The organism is Kosakonia sp. HypNH10 (genome assembly GCF_029850615.1).
GTDB classification, from domain to species: domain Bacteria; phylum Pseudomonadota; class Gammaproteobacteria; order Enterobacterales; family Enterobacteriaceae; genus Kosakonia; species Kosakonia cowanii.
In genome coordinates, this window is the sequence record NZ_JAOTIU010000005.1 from 40457 (window position 1) to 57085 (window position 16629).

The 16629-nt window shown below is 55.7% G+C and carries 15 protein-coding genes; 6 read left to right on the forward strand and 9 right to left on the reverse strand.

Annotated features, from left to right (window positions below):
* Positions 1-29: 29 nt before the first annotated feature.
* The 3 genes from N7V53_RS15420 to yieH are packed head-to-tail and all read right to left on the reverse strand — an operon-like array spanning position 30 to position 2238.
* Positions 30-932, reverse strand: coding sequence for an ADP-ribosylglycohydrolase family protein (locus N7V53_RS15420; RefSeq protein ID WP_279793902.1), 903 nt, complete (start codon positions 930-932; stop codon positions 30-32).
* Between the two features lie 27 nt (positions 933-959).
* Complete coding sequence (cbrC, locus tag N7V53_RS15425) at positions 960-1547, reverse strand: PF03691 family colicin E2 tolerance protein CbrC (protein ID WP_042714856.1); 588 nt, start codon at positions 1545-1547, stop codon at positions 960-962.
* 25 nt (positions 1548-1572) lie between these two features.
* A complete protein-coding gene (gene yieH / locus N7V53_RS15430) occupies positions 1573-2238 on the reverse strand; it encodes a 6-phosphogluconate phosphatase (RefSeq protein WP_124971165.1) in 666 nt (221 codons plus the stop codon).
* A gap of 167 nt (positions 2239-2405) precedes the next feature.
* On the opposite strand from yieH, the gene N7V53_RS15435 reads away from it, so the two are divergent.
* Complete coding sequence (locus tag N7V53_RS15435; protein ID WP_124971168.1) at positions 2406-3743, forward strand: NCS2 family permease; 1338 nt, start codon at positions 2406-2408, stop codon at positions 3741-3743.
* Between the two features lie 52 nt (positions 3744-3795).
* On the opposite strand, the gene N7V53_RS15440 is transcribed toward N7V53_RS15435, so the two are convergent.
* The 6 genes from N7V53_RS15440 to rpmH all read right to left on the reverse strand — a co-directional run bounded on the left by N7V53_RS15440 (position 3796) and on the right by rpmH (position 8689).
* Positions 3796-4533: a hypothetical protein gene (locus N7V53_RS15440; protein WP_279793903.1), complete on the reverse strand. Its 738-nt coding sequence runs from the start codon at positions 4531-4533 to the stop codon at positions 3796-3798.
* A gap of 210 nt (positions 4534-4743) precedes the next feature.
* Positions 4744-6108, reverse strand: a complete 1365-nt coding sequence (mnmE, locus tag N7V53_RS15445) for a tRNA uridine-5-carboxymethylaminomethyl(34) synthesis GTPase MnmE (protein WP_094422653.1) — start codon at positions 6106-6108, stop codon at positions 4744-4746.
* A 193-nt stretch (positions 6109-6301) separates the two neighbouring features.
* Complete coding sequence (gene yidC / locus N7V53_RS15450; RefSeq protein ID WP_279793905.1) at positions 6302-7948, reverse strand: membrane protein insertase YidC; 1647 nt, start codon at positions 7946-7948, stop codon at positions 6302-6304.
* Between the two features lie 2 nt (positions 7949-7950).
* Positions 7951-8208: a membrane protein insertion efficiency factor YidD gene (gene yidD, locus N7V53_RS15455; RefSeq protein ID WP_076769289.1), complete on the reverse strand. Its 258-nt coding sequence runs from the start codon at positions 8206-8208 to the stop codon at positions 7951-7953.
* Positions 8172-8531 carry a ribonuclease P protein component gene (gene rnpA / locus N7V53_RS15460; RefSeq protein WP_076769290.1) on the reverse strand — a complete coding sequence of 120 codons (360 nt, stop codon included), beginning with the start codon at positions 8529-8531 and terminating at the stop codon, positions 8172-8174. The genes yidD and rnpA overlap by 37 nt, the downstream gene beginning before the upstream one ends.
* A 17-nt stretch (positions 8532-8548) precedes the next feature.
* Positions 8549-8689, reverse strand: coding sequence for a 50S ribosomal protein L34 (gene rpmH / locus N7V53_RS15465; RefSeq protein WP_000831330.1), 141 nt, complete (start codon positions 8687-8689; stop codon positions 8549-8551).
* Positions 8690-9292: 603 nt separating this feature from the next.
* Between rpmH and dnaA the strand changes: the two genes are divergently transcribed.
* From dnaA to yidA, 5 genes are all read left to right on the forward strand, one after another.
* Positions 9293-10690 (forward strand): chromosomal replication initiator protein DnaA, encoded by a 1398-nt coding sequence (gene dnaA / locus N7V53_RS15470; protein WP_094422659.1) that lies wholly within the window; start codon positions 9293-9295, stop codon positions 10688-10690.
* Positions 10691-10694: 4 nt separating this feature from the next.
* Positions 10695-11795, forward strand: a complete 1101-nt coding sequence (dnaN, locus tag N7V53_RS15475; protein WP_042715130.1) for a DNA polymerase III subunit beta — start codon at positions 10695-10697, stop codon at positions 11793-11795.
* A gap of 138 nt (positions 11796-11933) precedes the next feature.
* Positions 11934-13007, forward strand: a complete 1074-nt coding sequence (recF, locus tag N7V53_RS15480; protein ID WP_279793906.1) for a DNA replication/repair protein RecF — start codon at positions 11934-11936, stop codon at positions 13005-13007.
* A 28-nt stretch (positions 13008-13035) separates the two neighbouring features.
* Entirely contained in the window at positions 13036-15450 is a 2415-nt protein-coding gene (gene gyrB, locus N7V53_RS15485) for a DNA topoisomerase (ATP-hydrolyzing) subunit B (protein WP_279793908.1), read from the forward strand.
* 127 nt (positions 15451-15577) lie between these two features.
* Positions 15578-16390 carry a sugar-phosphatase gene (gene yidA / locus N7V53_RS15490; protein ID WP_042715125.1) on the forward strand — a complete coding sequence of 271 codons (813 nt, stop codon included), beginning with the start codon at positions 15578-15580 and terminating at the stop codon, positions 16388-16390.
* Positions 16391-16629 lie beyond the last annotated feature (239 nt).

Here is a 16629-nt window from a genome sequence, read left to right on the forward strand (position 1 = left end):
AAACCCCCTCTTGATGAGGGGGTTTTGCTTCACGCTGACTTAGTGAGTAACTGACCAGCAAGCGTTGCGATCTCATCGCATTGCCACAGCTTCTCCCGCCAGCGATGCGGGATCCCCTCCACGCCGTACCAGGCACCAGCCAGCTGCCCGGCAATCGCCGCAGTAGTATCCGCATCGTCGCCAAGGTTGGTCGCCAGCAGGATCGTCTCTTCGAAACTCTCCCCATGAGCGAAGCACCAAAGCGCCGCCTCGAGGCTTTGCACGCAGTAACCGGTGCCGAATACTTCCGCACGCGATTTCTGCCGGTAATGCCCTTCGGCGATCTGGCGCAGATTAGCCTGTTCCGGCAGCTGCGCAATATCTGTCAGCGTGTCGGATTTACTTTTGCCCTGCAGCGCATTGATGAGCATCTGCGCGAACAGACGACAGCTGGCCAGTGCTTCTGGCGCGGCGTGCGTCGTCCGCGATGACGCTTCGGCATACTCCAGCGCCTTTGGCACATCCGGATAGTACCAGAGCACCACCGGCGCCAGCCGCATCAATGAACCGTTGCCCGCCGTGTTCGGATCGCTCGAGCCGGCAAAGGGTTCGCCGTTGAGCGTAAAGCGCCGCAGCGCGGATGAGACGGTCATGCCGATATCAAAACAGCTGCCTGTGGAGCTTAAATAGCCCCACTTCCACCAGTTCAGATAGCGGTTCATCTGATCGGTCGCATCAAATCCTTTACAGGCGATCAGGCTATGCGCGAGGCAGAGCGCCATTGAGGTGTCATCCGTCCACTGCCCGGCTTTTAAATGAAACGGGCCGCCGCCGACCATATCGGTGACCGGGGTAAAGCTCTCTCTGGGACTGAACTCTACCGTTGTGCCAACCGCATCTCCGGCCGCGAGGCCGAGAAGAGACCCCTGATAACGCGCAAGTAAATCCGACATCTTTTATTCCTTATTTCGGGCAAGTCGTCAGGAGAAGTCTGCCCACAAACGCAGCTTCCCACAGTGGAGGCAGCGGAAGAGGTAGCCCTGACAGTCACCGCCGTCGCGCAGATACTCCTGTAGTTTATTGATATCCATACCAAACGCCCGGCAATCGGCATCCAGATCGGCAAACTGATCCAGCTTGTCGGCTATCTCTTTCCAGCCGACGTAACCGATAAAGGCGCAGAAATCATTGCAGTGCGCCAGCCAGTGTTCCTGCTGCCAACCGCAATAGCCTGGGGTGCGTTGCGTCAACTCAGCAACGGTAGCTTCCGGCCACGAACTGCTAAAGCCGGTAAATTCGCCCTCATCATCAAACTCCCCTTCTACACCTTCAAGGCTGCAATCATCCTGAAATGTGCCGTTGAATTTCTCTGCTGCTGAGCCATCGGCAATGCACCAGGGGCAGAGCGTATCGACATCTTCAGCAGTAAAGAACGGGTTGGTGTAGTAGACGTCTGTTGGCTGTGAACAACAGGCGCAGGTCACGGTTTTGCCTTCAGAGAAAACGCCTGTTTCCAGGGGCTGTGGATGGTATTTGAATACCGGGAGAGGGCGATTATTCTGGTCCATAAAAACATCCTGTTTTGTAGGTAAGTTAGCGCGTAACAGACCACCCGCGAGCACGCCACAATGCTGGCAGCTGTGCTAAGTCAGTAAATGTCGTCACTTTTGGGTGATCGATAGGTACGTTATGCGGATCGGCGCAGAAGTAAAACACTTCCATCCCTGCCGCAATGCCAGATTGCGCTCCGGCGGCGGAATCATCCACCAGAATGCACTTTTCCGGCGAGACATCGAGTACCTCTGCTGCATGGTACATTAACGCTGGATCGGGCTTCCAGCGCTGGATGTCATAGCCACTAAACAGTTTTTCCGGAAAGTGGTGCAACATCCCAAGTTTACCTAATGAGTGTTGCATTTTGCTCACCGGCCCGTTAGACACCACGCACATGGGTACGCTAACGGCATCAAGCAGAGCACTGGCACCCGGAATCACTTCCAGCTCGCTGTCGAACAGCCGCGCCACTTCGGCGCGATAAACCGGCTCAAGAGTAGCTTTATCCAGCGTTTTACCATGTTCCTCGCCGATAACATCAATAATTTCATACAGCTTCATGCCTTTGAAACGCTTAAAGACCTCTTCGAGGTCCAGCGTGATGCCAACGGTTTGAAACATATGGACGTATGCGCGGGAACAGATCACTTCGCTATCGACCAGGGTGCCGTCACAGTCGAAAAAGATCGCTTCAATGTGGGACATGCCATTTCCTGTGATTACAAGTTTAACGATTACTTAACGCAGATTGCGGGACGCAATCGTTGCCGTATAAGCAAATTCAATGAAAAAAAGTGCGTGATAACCGTCAATACTGCCTCATTTTGGTATAGGATAGCGACGAATTTTCCCTCCTATTCCGGAAATTGATAATGAGCCAACAACAGACTTCCCAGGCCTCTCGCCCGGGGTTGCTTGACCGCGTGTTCAAACTGCGTGACCACGGCACAACGGCGCGCACCGAAGTGATCGCCGGCTTCACGACGTTTTTAACGATGGTCTACATCGTTTTCGTTAACCCGCAAATTTTAGGCGTCGCCGGAATGGATACCAGCGCAGTTTTTGTCACCACCTGTCTGATTGCCGCGTTCGGCAGCATCCTGATGGGTCTGGTGGCTAACCTGCCGGTCGCGTTGGCTCCGGCAATGGGATTGAACGCCTTCTTCGCCTTTGTGGTGGTGGGCGCAATGGGGCTCTCCTGGCAGGTCGGCATGGGCGCGATCTTCTGGGGTGCGGTCGGTCTGCTGTTGCTGACCATTTTCCGCGTACGTTACTGGATGATTGCCAATATCCCGATGAGCCTGCGCGTCGGCATCACCAGCGGGATTGGCCTGTTTATCGGCATGATGGGCCTGAAGAATGCGGGCGTGATCGTTGCCAACAAAGAGACGCTGGTCAGCATCGGTAATCTGACGTCGCACAGCGTGCTGCTGGGCGTGCTTGGCTTCTTTATCATCGCCATTCTGGCGTCGCGCAATATTCACGCCGCGGTGCTGGTCTCTATCGTCGTGACCACGCTTTTGGGCTGGCTGCTGGGCGATGTGCAGTATCACGGGATTGTCTCTACGCCGCCAAGCGTGATGTCGGTGGTGGGCAATGTCGATCTCGCCGGCTCCTTTAACCTCGGTCTTGCGGGCGTGATCTTCTCGTTTATGCTGGTAAACCTCTTTGACTCCTCCGGGACGCTGATCGGCGTTACCGACAAAGCCGGGCTGGTGGATGAGAAAGGCAAATTCCCGCGCATGAAACAGGCGCTCTACGTTGACAGTATCTCCTCTGTGACCGGCTCCTTCTTCGGCACATCGTCGGTTACCGCCTACATTGAATCCTCTTCGGGTGTCTCCGTTGGCGGGCGTACCGGCCTGACGGCGGTAGTCGTGGGTTTACTGTTCCTGCTGGTGATCTTCCTCTCGCCGCTGGCGGGAATGGTGCCGGGTTATGCGGCTGCGGGCGCGCTGATTTACGTCGGGGTGCTGATGACCTCAAGCCTGGCGCGTGTGAAGTGGGACGATCTCACCGAAGCGGTGCCGGCGTTTATTACTGCCGTGATGATGCCGTTTAGCTTCTCTATCACCGAGGGGATCGCGCTTGGCTTTATCTCCTACTGCGTGATGAAAATCGGTACCGGCCGTCTGCGCGAGCTTAGCCCGTGCGTCATTGTCGTGGCGCTGCTGTTCCTGCTGAAAATCGTCTTTATCGACGCGCATTAATCCCCTCTCCCTCTCCCGTTTCGGGGGAGGGAAAGCCTTATCTCACGCTTATTCAGATCAACGCTTTTTCGGCGGGCAGGCTGGTGAAACGCATCAGGCGGGAAGCCGGATCGTTGGCGCGGGTCAGCACATCTGTCAGGTAGTGCCACCCTTTCTGGCTATCGAACTCCCAGATGCGCAGGCTTTCAATCGCTGGCGCGACCGCAACAGACCAAATCAGCACATCTTCGGCATCGCACATCACTTCTACCTGGGCATGCCGCGTGACGCGAAGCCGCCCTGAGCCGGGCAGCAGCTGGAGCTGCATCGGGTCGTCCTGCATCTGGTGAATCAGCTTCATCACGCTCTGGCGCAGCGTTAACAGCTGCGTTTGCGCTTCAGTGGCATCGTTCTGGTTATTTATCCACAGCTGTTCATTGTTGCTGAAGGTGTGTTTGTGCCCGTGCGGGCTATGGAAGCTGCGCGTGGCGCGCTGTAGCTCCATATCAAGGCCGCACTCGCCTTCGGTAGCGATGGCAACGCCAACCAAATTCCCGGCGTAGGCCAGTGAAAAGCTCGGCAGGCTGCTGTCGGCGAAGCGCGGTCGTCCGCTCTCCTCAACCATCATCTCCGGCAGTTCGCTGATGCCATAAAGCATAAACATCATCTCGGCGAGCAGCGCCCGGGAAGCGATATAACGGGAGCGGCGATGTTCCGGTAGTTGCCCTGCGGCATCAAGGCACGCCTGAGGGAGCCGGGTCGAAACAAGATGACCTTCTGAGAGGATCCCTCTTGCAAAGTGTGTCGCCATTTTTCGCTCCGTGATAATGGGCTGCGTGAATCAGATCGATAATCGACATTATCGCCTGTGATGAATAGGTTTTAATGCGAAAAGTCCCATCTGAAAAGTCCTAAGGGGTGATATTTACACTTTCTTTCGTCAATGGGGAGCACTTTCAGAAAAAGTGATGAAATGACGGCTAACGAGCGTTAAAACGCCCGCCAGCCGCGGGATGAGGGATTATTTGCCAATACAGAAACTTGAGAAAATCCTGCCCAGCAGGTCATCAGAAGTAAATTCGCCGGTGATCTCGCTCAGGCTCTGCTGCGCCAGACGTAACTCCTCTGCGAGCAGCTCGCCCGCCCAGGCACCCAGCAGCTGCGCTTTGCCCTGTTGCAGGTGCTCAGCCGCCATTTCCAGCGCCTGTAAGTGACGACGACGCGCAAGGAAGCCGCCCTCCATGCTGGTGTCGAAACCCATGCTCTGCTTGAGATGCTGACGCAGCACGTCCACCCCTTCGTTGGTGCGCGCAGAGAGGCGAACAAGTGAGTGATTGTTCACTTCGCTGATCCCCGGCTGCTCGCCGGTGACGTCTGCTTTATTACGCACCACGGTGATGGGCAGTTTCGCCGGTAAACGGGCGATAAAATCAGGCCAGATATCCGCCGGATCGACGGCATCGGTGGTAGTGCCGTCCACCATAAACAGCACGCGGTCCGCCTGCTCAATCTCCTGCCAGGCGCGCTCAATCCCGATGCGCTCTACTTCGTCGCTGGCTTCGCGCAGCCCGGCGGTATCGATAATGTGCAGCGGCATACCGTCGATATGGATATGTTCACGTAGCACATCGCGCGTGGTACCGGCGATATCGGTAACGATCGCTGCTTCGCGACCGGCCAGCGCGTTAAGCAGGCTCGACTTCCCGGCATTTGGACGCCCGGCAATCACCACTTTCATCCCTTCACGCAGCAGGCTGCCCTGGCGCGCTTCGGCACGGACCGCATCGAGATCGCTTATCACATCATTAAGCTGCGCTTCGATTTTGCCGTCGGAGAGAAAGTCGATCTCCTCGTCCGGGAAGTCGATTGCCGCTTCGACGTAGATGCGCAGGTGAGTGAGTGCTTCCACCAGATGATTAACACGCGCAGAAAACGCGCCTTGCAGGGAGTTAAGCGCTGAGCGCGCGGCCTGTTCGGAGCTGGCATCAATCAGGTCGGCAATCGCTTCTGCCTGCGCCAGGTCGAGCTTGTCATTGAGAAACGCGCGCTCAGAGAATTCGCCCGGTTTGGCGATGCGCAGCCCAGGCAGCGTCAGAATGCGCTTTAACAGCAGATCGAGGATCACCGGGCCGCCGTGGCCCTGTAGTTCCAGCACATCTTCACCGGTAAAGGAGTTGGGCCCAGGGAACCACAGCGCAATGCCCTGATCGAGGGCGCTGCCGTCGGCGTCCTGAAACGCAAGATAGTCGGCATAACGCGGTTTCGGCAGCTTGCCCAGCACCGCCTGCGCGACGTCGCGCGCTTTCAGGCCGGAGATACGCAGGATGCCCACACCACCGCGTCCCGGTGGGGTTGCCTGGGCGACGATAGTGTCGTTATGGCTCATGGTTTATTTTCCAAAATCTCAAAATAAGAAAGGCGGTCAGTTGACCGCCTTGTCTGAATCTTACAGGTAATACGCAAAATAATTTAAGTTGCAGGAAGGCGGCAAGCTTGTGAGTCCCCAGAAGTTTACATCAGTAAACGACTGGGGGGAGCAAGTGCAGCCAACGCACATGCAGCTTAAAGAATGAAGCGTATTAAGAGCTTTTCTTCTCGCGGCTATGGAGACCACGTTTCTCCAGACCACGGTAAATCAGCTGCTGCTGCAGGATGGTTACCAGGTTGCTGACGATGTAGTACAGCACCAGACCAGACGGGAACCACAGGAAGAACACCGTGAAGATGACCGGCATAAAGGTCATGATCTTCTGCTGCATCGGGTCGGTCACGGTGGTCGGCGACATCTTCTGAATGAAGAACATCGTTACGCCCATCAGGATCGGCAGGATGTAGTACGGGTCTTGCGCCGAGAGATCGTGGATCCACAGCGCGAACGGCGCATGGCGCAGCTCAACGGAGCCCATCAGCATGTAGTAGAGCGCAAGGAAGATTGGCATCTGGATCAGCAGCGGGAAGCAGCCGCCCAGCGGGTTCACTTTCTCCGCTTTGTACATCGCCATCATTTCCTGGCTCATACGCTGCTTATCATCGCCCAGACGCTCACGCATAGCCTGAATCTTCGGCTGCAGCATGCGCATTTTCGCCATCGAGGTGTACTGCGCTTTGGTCAGCGGGTACATGATGCCGCGCACGATGAAGGTGATCGCGATGATGGAGAAGCCCCAGTTGCCGAGGAAGCTGTGGATCCATTTCAGCAGCTTAAACAGCGGCTGAGAGATGAACCACAACCAGCCGTAATCCACGGTCAGATCCAGGTGCGGCGCCGCAGCGGCCATCTTGTCCTGAATCTCCGGGCCGACCCACAGGGTGCTGTTCAGTAAGCCAGTCTGGCCTGCTGCGATGGTAATCGGCTGAGATTTGTAGCCGATTGCCGCAACGCCGTTGCCCAGATTTGCGGTGTAGAAGTTATTCGCACCGTCGTTACGTGGGATCCACGCCGTGGCGAAATATTGTTGCAGCATCGCAACCCAGCCGCCTTTTGAGCTGACGTTCAGGTTTTCGTCATCGGCGATGGTGTCAAACTTGTACTTCTCATACTTGGTGTCCGGCGTGGAGTACGCCGCGCCGCGGAAGGTGTGCAGCGCAAAGTTGCTGCTGCCGGTATCGCGGTGAGAAGGGAGTTTGATGGTCTGCTTCAGCTGACCAAAGGTGGCCACCTGCAGCGGCGTCGCACCGGCGTTTTTCACGCTGTAGCCAACGTTCACCGCATATTCACCGCGTTTCAGGGTGAAGGTTTTGGTGAAGGTGTTGCCTGCCGCATCGGTATAGGTCAGCGGGATCGCCAGCTCGTTCTGGCCTTCTGCCAGCACAAACGCATCTTTATCGACGTTATACAGCGGACGTGGGCCGTTAGCCGGGTTGTCCGGGCCGTTCTGGCCGGTCAGACCGCTCTGCGCCTGGTAGACAAACTCAGGCGTGGTTTCCAGTAACTGGAACGGCTCGTTGGCACCCAGCTCTTTCGGGTACGTCGGGAGCAGTGCCTGCTCAACATCACCACCACGGGTGTTGATGGTCAGCTCAAGCACGTCGGTTTTAACCGTAATCAGTTTCCCCTGGCCACTGGCCGGAACGCTCTGGTCGGCTGCGTTACCCGCTGCGGTGGTCGTAGTCTGCGTGGTCTGCTGCTGCGCCGGAGGAGGATTTTGTTCCTTCTCCCACGTTTGCCAGATCATGAAAGACACGAACAACAAAGCGATGATAAAAAGATTGCGTTGCGAATCCATCGTTAGTGTTCTCTGGTTTTAGAAGGTCCTGGCGGGACGGGATCGTCGCCACCCGGATGTAAAGGGTGGCATTTTAATACGCGTTTCACTGTCAACCAACTGCCTTTTAACACCCCAAACCTGCGCAAGGCCTCAATTCCATAGTGAGAACAGGTAGGGGTGAAACGGCAGTGCGGCCCGAGTAGCGGACTAATCAGGCGTTGGTAGACCCGTATAAGGGCTATCAGGACCCTTGAGCCTGGCGACAATGGCGGCGCCATAATTTTTCCAACGCTTCCGTGAGAGCACGGTTATCGAGGTCGGCAACCCCTTTCTTTGCCACCACCACAAAATCCATGGCCGGCAGGTCATGTTGGTGCAAACGGAAACTTTCACGCGTCAGACGTTTAATCCGATTGCGTTCATGTGCACGTTTGACATTTTTTTTGGCGACGGTAAGACCGATACGGGGATGCCCCAGCGAATTCAGGCGGCCGAGGATGGTGATTTGCGGCGTGCCAGCCCGTTGTGGCTGCTGGAAGACGAATGTGAAATGAGTGGGAGTTAACAAACGTAACTCCCTGGGAAAAGCGAGCTTAACCACTCAGGGGTTAGCTTTTATTACTTGGAAACGGTCAGACGTGCGCGGCCTTTAGCGCGACGACGAGCCAGAACCTGGCGACCATTTTTAGTAGCCATACGAGCACGGAAGCCGTGAGAACGGTTGCGCTTCAGTACAGACGGTTGAAAAGTGCGTTTCATGGCGATTTCTACCTAAACTTGAATAAATTCACTGACTTTTGCGTATGCCCGAACGAATATCGAACGACCGGCGCGCAAGCCATGGGTAATTAAAGAGGCCGGATTGTAATAATTGTACACTCCGGAGTCAATTCTCTTTCCTTATAGCGCACGTATTTTTGCACAGATCTGCGCAAAAACTAAGCGGCTTCCGGCGCCTTAAAAGAGTAAGACGCGCCGGGGGCAGAATTATACGGGGCAAATGGCAAAGCGCAAGGATCCGCCTGGATCTTCCTTAGATCGTTTATGGGATTATTCGGCGAAAACCATTTAATTTTCCAATATGCGGCCTAAATCTTCCCGCACCCGCGCCTGGATCGTTTACACTTAGCGCGTTCCGGATCGGCCTGTGGATAAATCGTGAAGAATCTGTGAGAAACAGAAGATCTCTTCGGCGGTTTACGCTATGATCCGCGGTCCCGATCGCGATCCACGATCGCTCTGGGGCAAAAACCGTAAACAGCGGTTCGCACATCACCCCGCTGGGTCTTATCGATGTGTGTCAAAAAAGATTAATGTCTCTGTCTTTACTATTTATCGATTTACGTTCGAGTGGAGTCCGCCGTGTCACTTTCGCTTTGGCAGCAGTGTCTTGCCCGATTGCAGGATGAGTTACCAGCCACTGAATTTAGTATGTGGATCCGCCCGTTGCAGGCGGAACTGAGTGACAACACGCTGGCTTTGTATGCGCCAAACCGTTTTGTGCTTGATTGGGTAAGAGACAAATACCTCAATAATATCAACGGCCTGCTTAATGAATTTTGCGGGGCGGACGCGCCACAGCTGCGTTTTGAAGTGGGCGCTCGTCCGGCTAACCAGACATTGAGAGAGCCTGCCACCGTGGCTGCGCCCGCTCAGGCGGCGCAGATCGTGATTCCGCGCGCTGCGCCTGTCGCCCGTTCAGGCTGGGACAACGTGCCCGCCCCGGCGGAACCGACCTACCGCTCAAACGTCAACGTCAAACACACCTTTGATAACTTCGTCGAAGGTAAGTCGAACCAGCTGGCCCGCGCGGCAGCCCGTCAGGTGGCAGATAACCCCGGCGGCGCTTACAACCCGCTCTTTTTATATGGCGGCACGGGTCTCGGTAAAACGCACCTGCTGCACGCAGTGGGTAACGGCATTGTGGCGCGTAAGCCGAATGCCAAAGTGGTGTATATGCACTCCGAACGCTTTGTCCAGGACATGGTAAAAGCCCTGCAAAACAATGCGATCGAAGAGTTTAAACGCTACTACCGCTCCGTTGACGCCCTGCTGATCGATGACATTCAATTCTTCGCCAATAAAGAGCGATCCCAGGAAGAGTTCTTCCACACCTTTAACGCCCTGCTGGAAGGCAATCAGCAGATCATTCTCACCTCGGATCGTTACCCGAAAGAGATCAATGGCGTTGAGGATCGTCTCAAATCCCGCTTCGGCTGGGGGCTGACCGTGGCGATCGAACCGCCGGAGCTGGAAACCCGCGTTGCGATCCTGATGAAAAAGGCCGACGAGAACGATATCCGTCTGCCGGGCGAAGTGGCCTTCTTTATTGCCAAGCGCCTGCGATCCAACGTGCGTGAGCTGGAAGGGGCACTGAACCGCGTTATCGCCAACGCCAACTTTACCGGGCGCGCCATCACCATTGATTTCGTGCGTGAAGCGCTGCGCGATCTGCTGGCGCTGCAGGAGAAGCTGGTCACCATCGACAATATTCAGAAGACGGTGGCGGAGTATTACAAGATTAAGGTGGCAGATCTGCTGTCGAAGCGACGCTCCCGTTCCGTTGCCCGCCCGCGCCAGATGGCGATGGCGCTGGCCAAGGAGCTGACCAACCACAGCCTGCCGGAAATCGGCGATGCCTTTGGCGGCCGTGACCACACCACCGTACTGCATGCCTGCCGTAAGATTGAGCAGTTGCGTGAAGAAAGCCATGATATCAAAGAAGATTTTTCCAATTTAATCCGAACTCTCTCTTCGTGACGCTATGAAATTTACCGTTGAACGTGAACATTTATTAAAGCCGCTGCAACAAGTCAGCGGCCCGCTGGGCGGACGCCCGACGTTGCCTATTCTCGGTAATCTGCTGCTTCAGGTTACCGACGGCGCGCTCTCGCTGACCGGCACCGATCTTGAAATGGAGATGGTTGCCCGCGTGGCGCTTGTCCAGCCTCATGAACAGGGCGCGACAACCGTACCGGCACGTAAATTCTTCGACATCTGTCGCGGCCTGCCGGAAGGGGCGGAAATTGCGATGCAGCTGGAGGGTGAGCGCATGCTGATCCGTTCCGGGCGCAGCCGTTTCTCCCTCTCAACCCTGCCCGCAGCGGATTTCCCTAACCTGGATGACTGGCAAAGCGAAGTGGAGTTCACGCTGCCGCAGGCCACCATGAAGCGCCTGATCGAAGCGACGCAGTTCTCGATGGCGCACCAGGACGTCCGTTACTACTTAAACGGCATGCTGTTTGAAACCGAAGGTGAAGAGCTGCGTACCGTAGCCACCGACGGTCACCGCCTTGCCGTCTGCTCGATGCCGATTGGGCAAACATTGCCGAACCATTCGGTGATCGTGCCGCGTAAAGGGGTGATTGAGCTGATGCGTATGCTCGACGGTGGCGATACGCCGCTGCGCGTGCAGATCGGCAGCAATAACATTCGCGCGCACGTCGGCGACTTTATCTTCACGTCGAAGCTGGTTGACGGTCGTTTCCCGGATTATCGCCGCGTATTGCCGAAAAACCCGGACAAAACGCTGGAAGCGGGCTGCGATTCACTGAAGCAGGCTTTTGCCCGCGCGGCGATCCTCTCTAACGAGAAGTTTCGCGGTGTGCGCCTCTACGTTAGCGAGAACCAGATCAAAATCACCGCCAACAACCCGGAGCAGGAAGAAGCGGAAGAGTTTCTCGATGTCACCTACGGCGGTAGCGAAATGGAAATCGGCTTTAACGTCAGCTACGTGCTTGATGTGCTGAACGCGCTGAAGTGCGAGAACGTGCGCATTCTGCTGACCGATTCCGTTTCCAGCGTGCAGATTGAAGACGCGGCGAGCCAGAGCGCAGCCTATGTCGTTATGCCAATGCGGTTGTAGAAAATAGCGGGCTATCTTTCTGGTTACCCTGGCTTCGGGCAGCGCCCACAATCTTCACGTACTTCGGTACGCTGCGGTTGCTGCGCGCTGGCCGAAGTGAGGCTAACTGCGACGATACGCCCTGGTAATGAGTGAATCATGTCGCTAACCCGCTTACTGATTAAAGATTTCCGCAATATCGAAAGCGCGGATCTCGCGCTCTCCCCTGGCTTTAACTTCCTGGTGGGCGCTAACGGCAGCGGGAAAACCAGCGTGCTGGAGGCGATCTACACTCTCGGGCATGGTCGGGCGTTTCGCAGCCTGCAAATTGGTCGCGTTATTCGCCATGAGCAGGAGGCGTTTGTCCTGCATGGGCGTTTGCAGGCCGAATCGCGCGAAATTGCCATTGGCCTGACCAAAGATAAGCTCGGCGACAGCAAAGTGCGTATCGACGGCACCGACGGCCATAAAGTGGCAGAGCTGGCGCTGCTGATGCCGATGCAGCTTATTACCCCCGAAGGGTTTACCCTGCTTAACGGCGGCCCGAAATACCGTCGTGCCTTTCTCGACTGGGGATGCTTCCACAACGAAAGCGGCTTTTTTACCGCCTGGAGCAACCTCAAACGCCTGTTAAAACAGCGCAATGCCGCTTTACGCCAGGTGACTCAATACAGTCAGTTGCGTCCGTGGGACAAAGAGCTTGTGCCGCTCGCCGAGCAGATCAGTCGCTGGCGCGCGGAGTACAGCGCCGCTATCGCGGAAGATATGGCCGACACCTGCCGGCAGTTCTTACCTGAATTTTCTCTGACCTTCTCTTTCCAGCGCGGCTGGGAGAAAGAGACCGATTATGAAGAGGTGCTGGCGCGCAGTTTTGAGCGCGACCGCATGCTCACTTACACCGCGCACGGCCCGCATAAAGCGGATTTCCGCATTCGTGCGGATGGCGCGCCCGTTGAAGACACCCTTTCGCGCGGGCAGTTAAAACTCCTGATGTGCGCGCTGCGCCTGGCGCAGGGGGAGTTTTTAACGCGTGAAAGCGGGCGACGCTGTTTATACCTGATAGATGATTTTGCCTCGGAGCTTGATGACGAAAAGCGCGGGCTGTTAGCCAGCCGGTTAAAAGCCACCCAGTCACAGGTTTTCGTCAGCGCCATCAGCGCTGAACACGTTATGGACATGTCGGACAAAAATTCGAAGATGTTCACCGTGGAAAAGGGTAAAATAGCCGATTAACCCAAGTTGAAATGAGCGAGAAACGTTGATGTCGAATTCTTATGACTCCTCCAGTATCAAAGTCCTCAAAGGGCTGGATGCAGTGCGTAAGCGCCCGGGTATGTATATCGGCGATACGGATGACGGCACCGGTCTGCACCACATGGTATTCGAGGTAGTAGATAACGCTATCGACGAAGCGCTCGCAGGGTACTGTAAAGACATTATCGTCACCATTCACAGCGATAACTCTGTCTCCGTACAGGATGATGGCCGTGGTATTCCGACCGGCATTCACCCGGAAGAGGGTGTTTCCGCCGCGGAAGTGATCATGACCGTACTGCATGCGGGCGGTAAGTTCGACGATAACTCCTATAAAGTCTCCGGCGGTCTGCACGGCGTCGGCGTTTCAGTGGTAAACGCCCTGTCGCAGAAACTGGAGCTGGTTATCCAGCGCGATAACAAAGTTCACCGTCAGATCTACACCCACGGCGTGCCGCAGGCTCCGCTGGAAGTGACGGGCGAAACGGAAAAAACCGGTACCATGGTGCGTTTCTGGCCGAGCTACGAAACCTTCACCAACGTCATTGAATTTGAATATGAAATTCTGGCGAAACGCCTGCGTGAACTCTCCTTCCTGAACTCCGGCGTGTCGATTCGCCTGCGCGACAAGCGCGACGGCAAAGAAGACCATTTCCATTATGAAGGCGGTATCAGGGCGTTTGTTGAGTATCTCAATAAAAACAAAACTCCGATCCACCCGAATATCTTCTACTTCTCCACCGAAAAAGACGGTATCGGCGTTGAAGTTGCGCTGCAATGGAACGATGGTTTCCAGGAAAATATCTACTGCTTTACCAACAACATTCCGCAGCGCGACGGCGGTACCCACCTTGCAGGCTTCCGCGCGGCGATGACCCGTACGCTGAACGCCTATATGGATAAAGAGGGTTACAGCAAGAAAGCGAAAGTCAGCGCCACCGGTGATGATGCCCGTGAAGGCCTGATTGCGGTGGTGTCGGTAAAAGTGCCGGACCCGAAATTCTCCTCACAGACCAAAGATAAGCTGGTCTCCTCTGAGGTGAAATCAGCGGTGGAACAGCAGATGAACGAACTGCTGGCCGAATACCTGCTGGAAAACCCGGGCGATGCGAAGATCGTTGTCGGCAAAATCATTGATGCTGCGCGTGCCCGTGAAGCGGCGCGTAAAGCGCGTGAAATGACCCGCCGTAAAGGCGCGCTGGATCTGGCCGGTCTGCCGGGCAAACTGGCGGATTGTCAGGAGCGTGATCCGGCGCTGTCCGAACTCTACTTAGTGGAAGGGGACTCGGCGGGCGGTTCTGCAAAACAGGGCCGTAACCGTAAGAACCAGGCGATCCTGCCGTTGAAAGGTAAAATCCTCAACGTCGAGAAAGCGCGTTTCGACAAGATGCTCTCTTCTCAGGAAGTGGCGACGCTTATCACCGCGCTCGGCTGCGGCATCGGTCGCGACGAGTACAACCCGGATAAACTGCGCTACCACAGCATCATTATCATGACCGATGCGGACGTCGATGGTTCGCACATCCGTACGCTGCTGTTGACCTTCTTCTACCGTCAGATGCCGGAAATCGTTGAGCGTGGCCACGTCTACATCGCACAGCCGCCGCTTTACAAAGTGAAGAAAGGCAAGCAGGAGCAGTACATCAAGGATGACGAGGCGATGGATCAGTATCAGATCTCTATCGCGCTCGATGGCGCAACGCTGCACACCACCGAAGGCGCGCCTGCCCTGCAGGGTGAAGCGCTGGAGAAAATGGTCTCCGAGTACAACGCTGCGCAGAAGATGATTGGCCGCATGGAGCGCCGCTTCCCGCGCGCGCTGCTGAAAGAGCTGGTCTATCAGCCGACGCTGGCAGAAGCGGATCTCGCCGATGAGCGCGCCGTTACGCAGTGGGTCTCTCAGCTCATCACCGTGCTAAATGAGAACGAAGCCCACGGCAGCACCTGGAAATATGATGTCCGGGTGAACAGCGAGCTGAGCCAGTTCGAGCCGATTATTCGCGTGCGTACGCACGGCGTGGATACCGATTATCCGCTCGATCACGAGTTTGTGACCGGCGGCGAATACCGTCGTCTCTGCACGCTTGGCGAGAAGCTGCGCGGCCTGATTGAAGAAGATGCCTATATCGAGCGTGGCGAACGCCGTCAGCCGGTGACCAGCTTCGAGCAGGCGCTGGAGTGGCTGGTGAAAGAGTCCCGTCGCGGTCTCTCCATTCAGCGTTATAAAGGCCTCGGCGAGATGAACCCGGATCAGCTGTGGGAAACCACCATGGATCCGGAAAGCCGCCGCATGCTGCGCGTTACCGTAAAAGATGCGATTGCAGCCGATCAGCTCTTCACGACCTTAATGGGCGATGCCGTTGAACCGCGCCGCGCCTTTATCGAAGAGAACGCCCTGAAAGCGGCGAATATCGATATCTAAGGTAATCCTGCATTAAAAGGGGGATCCCGTATCCCCCTTTCTCTCCCCCTTTTCTCCCCGGCGCGCTGCTGTTTTTTGAGCGGAATCGCGTTAGCATGAGGTCAAACACTTCTCATCTGGGGATCTCATGGCTATCAAACTCATTGCAATCGATATGGACGGCACGCTGCTGCTGCCCGACCACACTATCTCTCCTGCGGTAAAAAATGCGATTGCCGCCGCGCGCGAACGCGGCATCAATGTCGTGCTGACCACCGGACGCCCTTACGCTGGCGTACACAGCTATATGAAAGAGCTGCATATGGAGCGGGAAGGTGACTACTGCATTACCTATAACGGCGCGCTGGTGCAGAACGCCAGCGACGGCAGTACCGTGGCGCAGACTACGCTGAGCTATGACGATTACCGCTATCTGGAACAACTCTCCCGCGAAGTCGGCTCGCACTTCCACGCGCTGGATCGCAACACGCTTTATACCGCAAACCGCGATATCAGCCCCTATACCGTGCATGAATCTTTTGTCGCCACTATTCCGCTGGTCTTCTGTGAAGCGGAGAAGATGGATCCGCAGACCCAGTTCCTGAAAGTGATGATGATTGATGAGCCGACGATCCTCGACCAGGCGATCGCCCGCATTCCGCAGGAAGTGAAAGAGAAGTACACGGTGCTGAAAAGCGCGCCCTACTTCCTCGAAATCCTGCATAAAAGCGTCACTAAAGGTACTGGCGTTAAAGCCCTTGCTGATGTGTTAAACATCAAACCGGAAGAGATTATGGCGATTGGCGATCAGGAAAATGATATCGCCATGATTGAGTTCGCCGGCGTCGGCGTGGCGATGGAAAACGCTATTCCGTCGGTGAAAGAGGCGGCAGATTTCGTTACCAAAACCAACCTCGAAGATGGCGTTGCTTACGCAATCGAGAAGTTCGCTCTCAACTAAGCCCTTCCCACTCTCCCTGACCCGCGCTCTGCGCGGGTTTTTTTTGCCCCGCGCACCATTCTGATAACAATTTGCTTACCAATTGTCGTTTTTGTGATCCAAATTGTAGTACAACACAAAGTGATTGTACTACGATTGCGACATCTCTTGCGGGGAAGTCAGCATATTTGTACTTCAATGTTGAGGGAAATTGCGGCAGAGGCGATAAAGTAGTGGCAGAGAAACCGTTGCTAAGGACG

Coding starts and splice junctions, on each gene's coding strand:
- N7V53_RS15435 (WP_124971168.1), top strand. CDS start 2,406: ATGAGCCAACAACAGACTTCCCAGGCCTCTCGCCCGGGGTTGCTTGAC.
- recF (WP_279793906.1), top strand. CDS start 11,934: ATGTCGCTAACCCGCTTACTGATTAAAGATTTCCGCAATATCGAAAGC.
- N7V53_RS15420 (WP_279793902.1), bottom strand. CDS start 932: ATGTCGGATTTACTTGCGCGTTATCAGGGGTCTCTTCTCGGCCTCGCG.
- yieH (WP_124971165.1), bottom strand. CDS start 2,238: ATGTCCCACATTGAAGCGATCTTTTTCGACTGTGACGGCACCCTGGTC.
- yidA (WP_042715125.1), top strand. CDS start 15,578: ATGGCTATCAAACTCATTGCAATCGATATGGACGGCACGCTGCTGCTG.
- rpmH (WP_000831330.1), bottom strand. CDS start 8,689: ATGAAACGCACTTTTCAACCGTCTGTACTGAAGCGCAACCGTTCTCAC.
- mnmE (WP_094422653.1), bottom strand. CDS start 6,108: ATGAGCCATAACGACACTATCGTCGCCCAGGCAACCCCACCGGGACGC.
- cbrC (WP_042714856.1), bottom strand. CDS start 1,547: ATGGACCAGAATAATCGCCCTCTCCCGGTATTCAAATACCATCCACAG.
- dnaN (WP_042715130.1), top strand. CDS start 10,695: ATGAAATTTACCGTTGAACGTGAACATTTATTAAAGCCGCTGCAACAA.
- yidC (WP_279793905.1), bottom strand. CDS start 7,948: ATGGATTCGCAACGCAATCTTTTTATCATCGCTTTGTTGTTCGTGTCT.
- N7V53_RS15440 (WP_279793903.1), bottom strand. CDS start 4,533: ATGGCGACACACTTTGCAAGAGGGATCCTCTCAGAAGGTCATCTTGTT.
- gyrB (WP_279793908.1), top strand. CDS start 13,036: ATGTCGAATTCTTATGACTCCTCCAGTATCAAAGTCCTCAAAGGGCTG.
- yidD (WP_076769289.1), bottom strand. CDS start 8,208: ATGGCGCCGCCATTGTCGCCAGGCTCAAGGGTCCTGATAGCCCTTATA.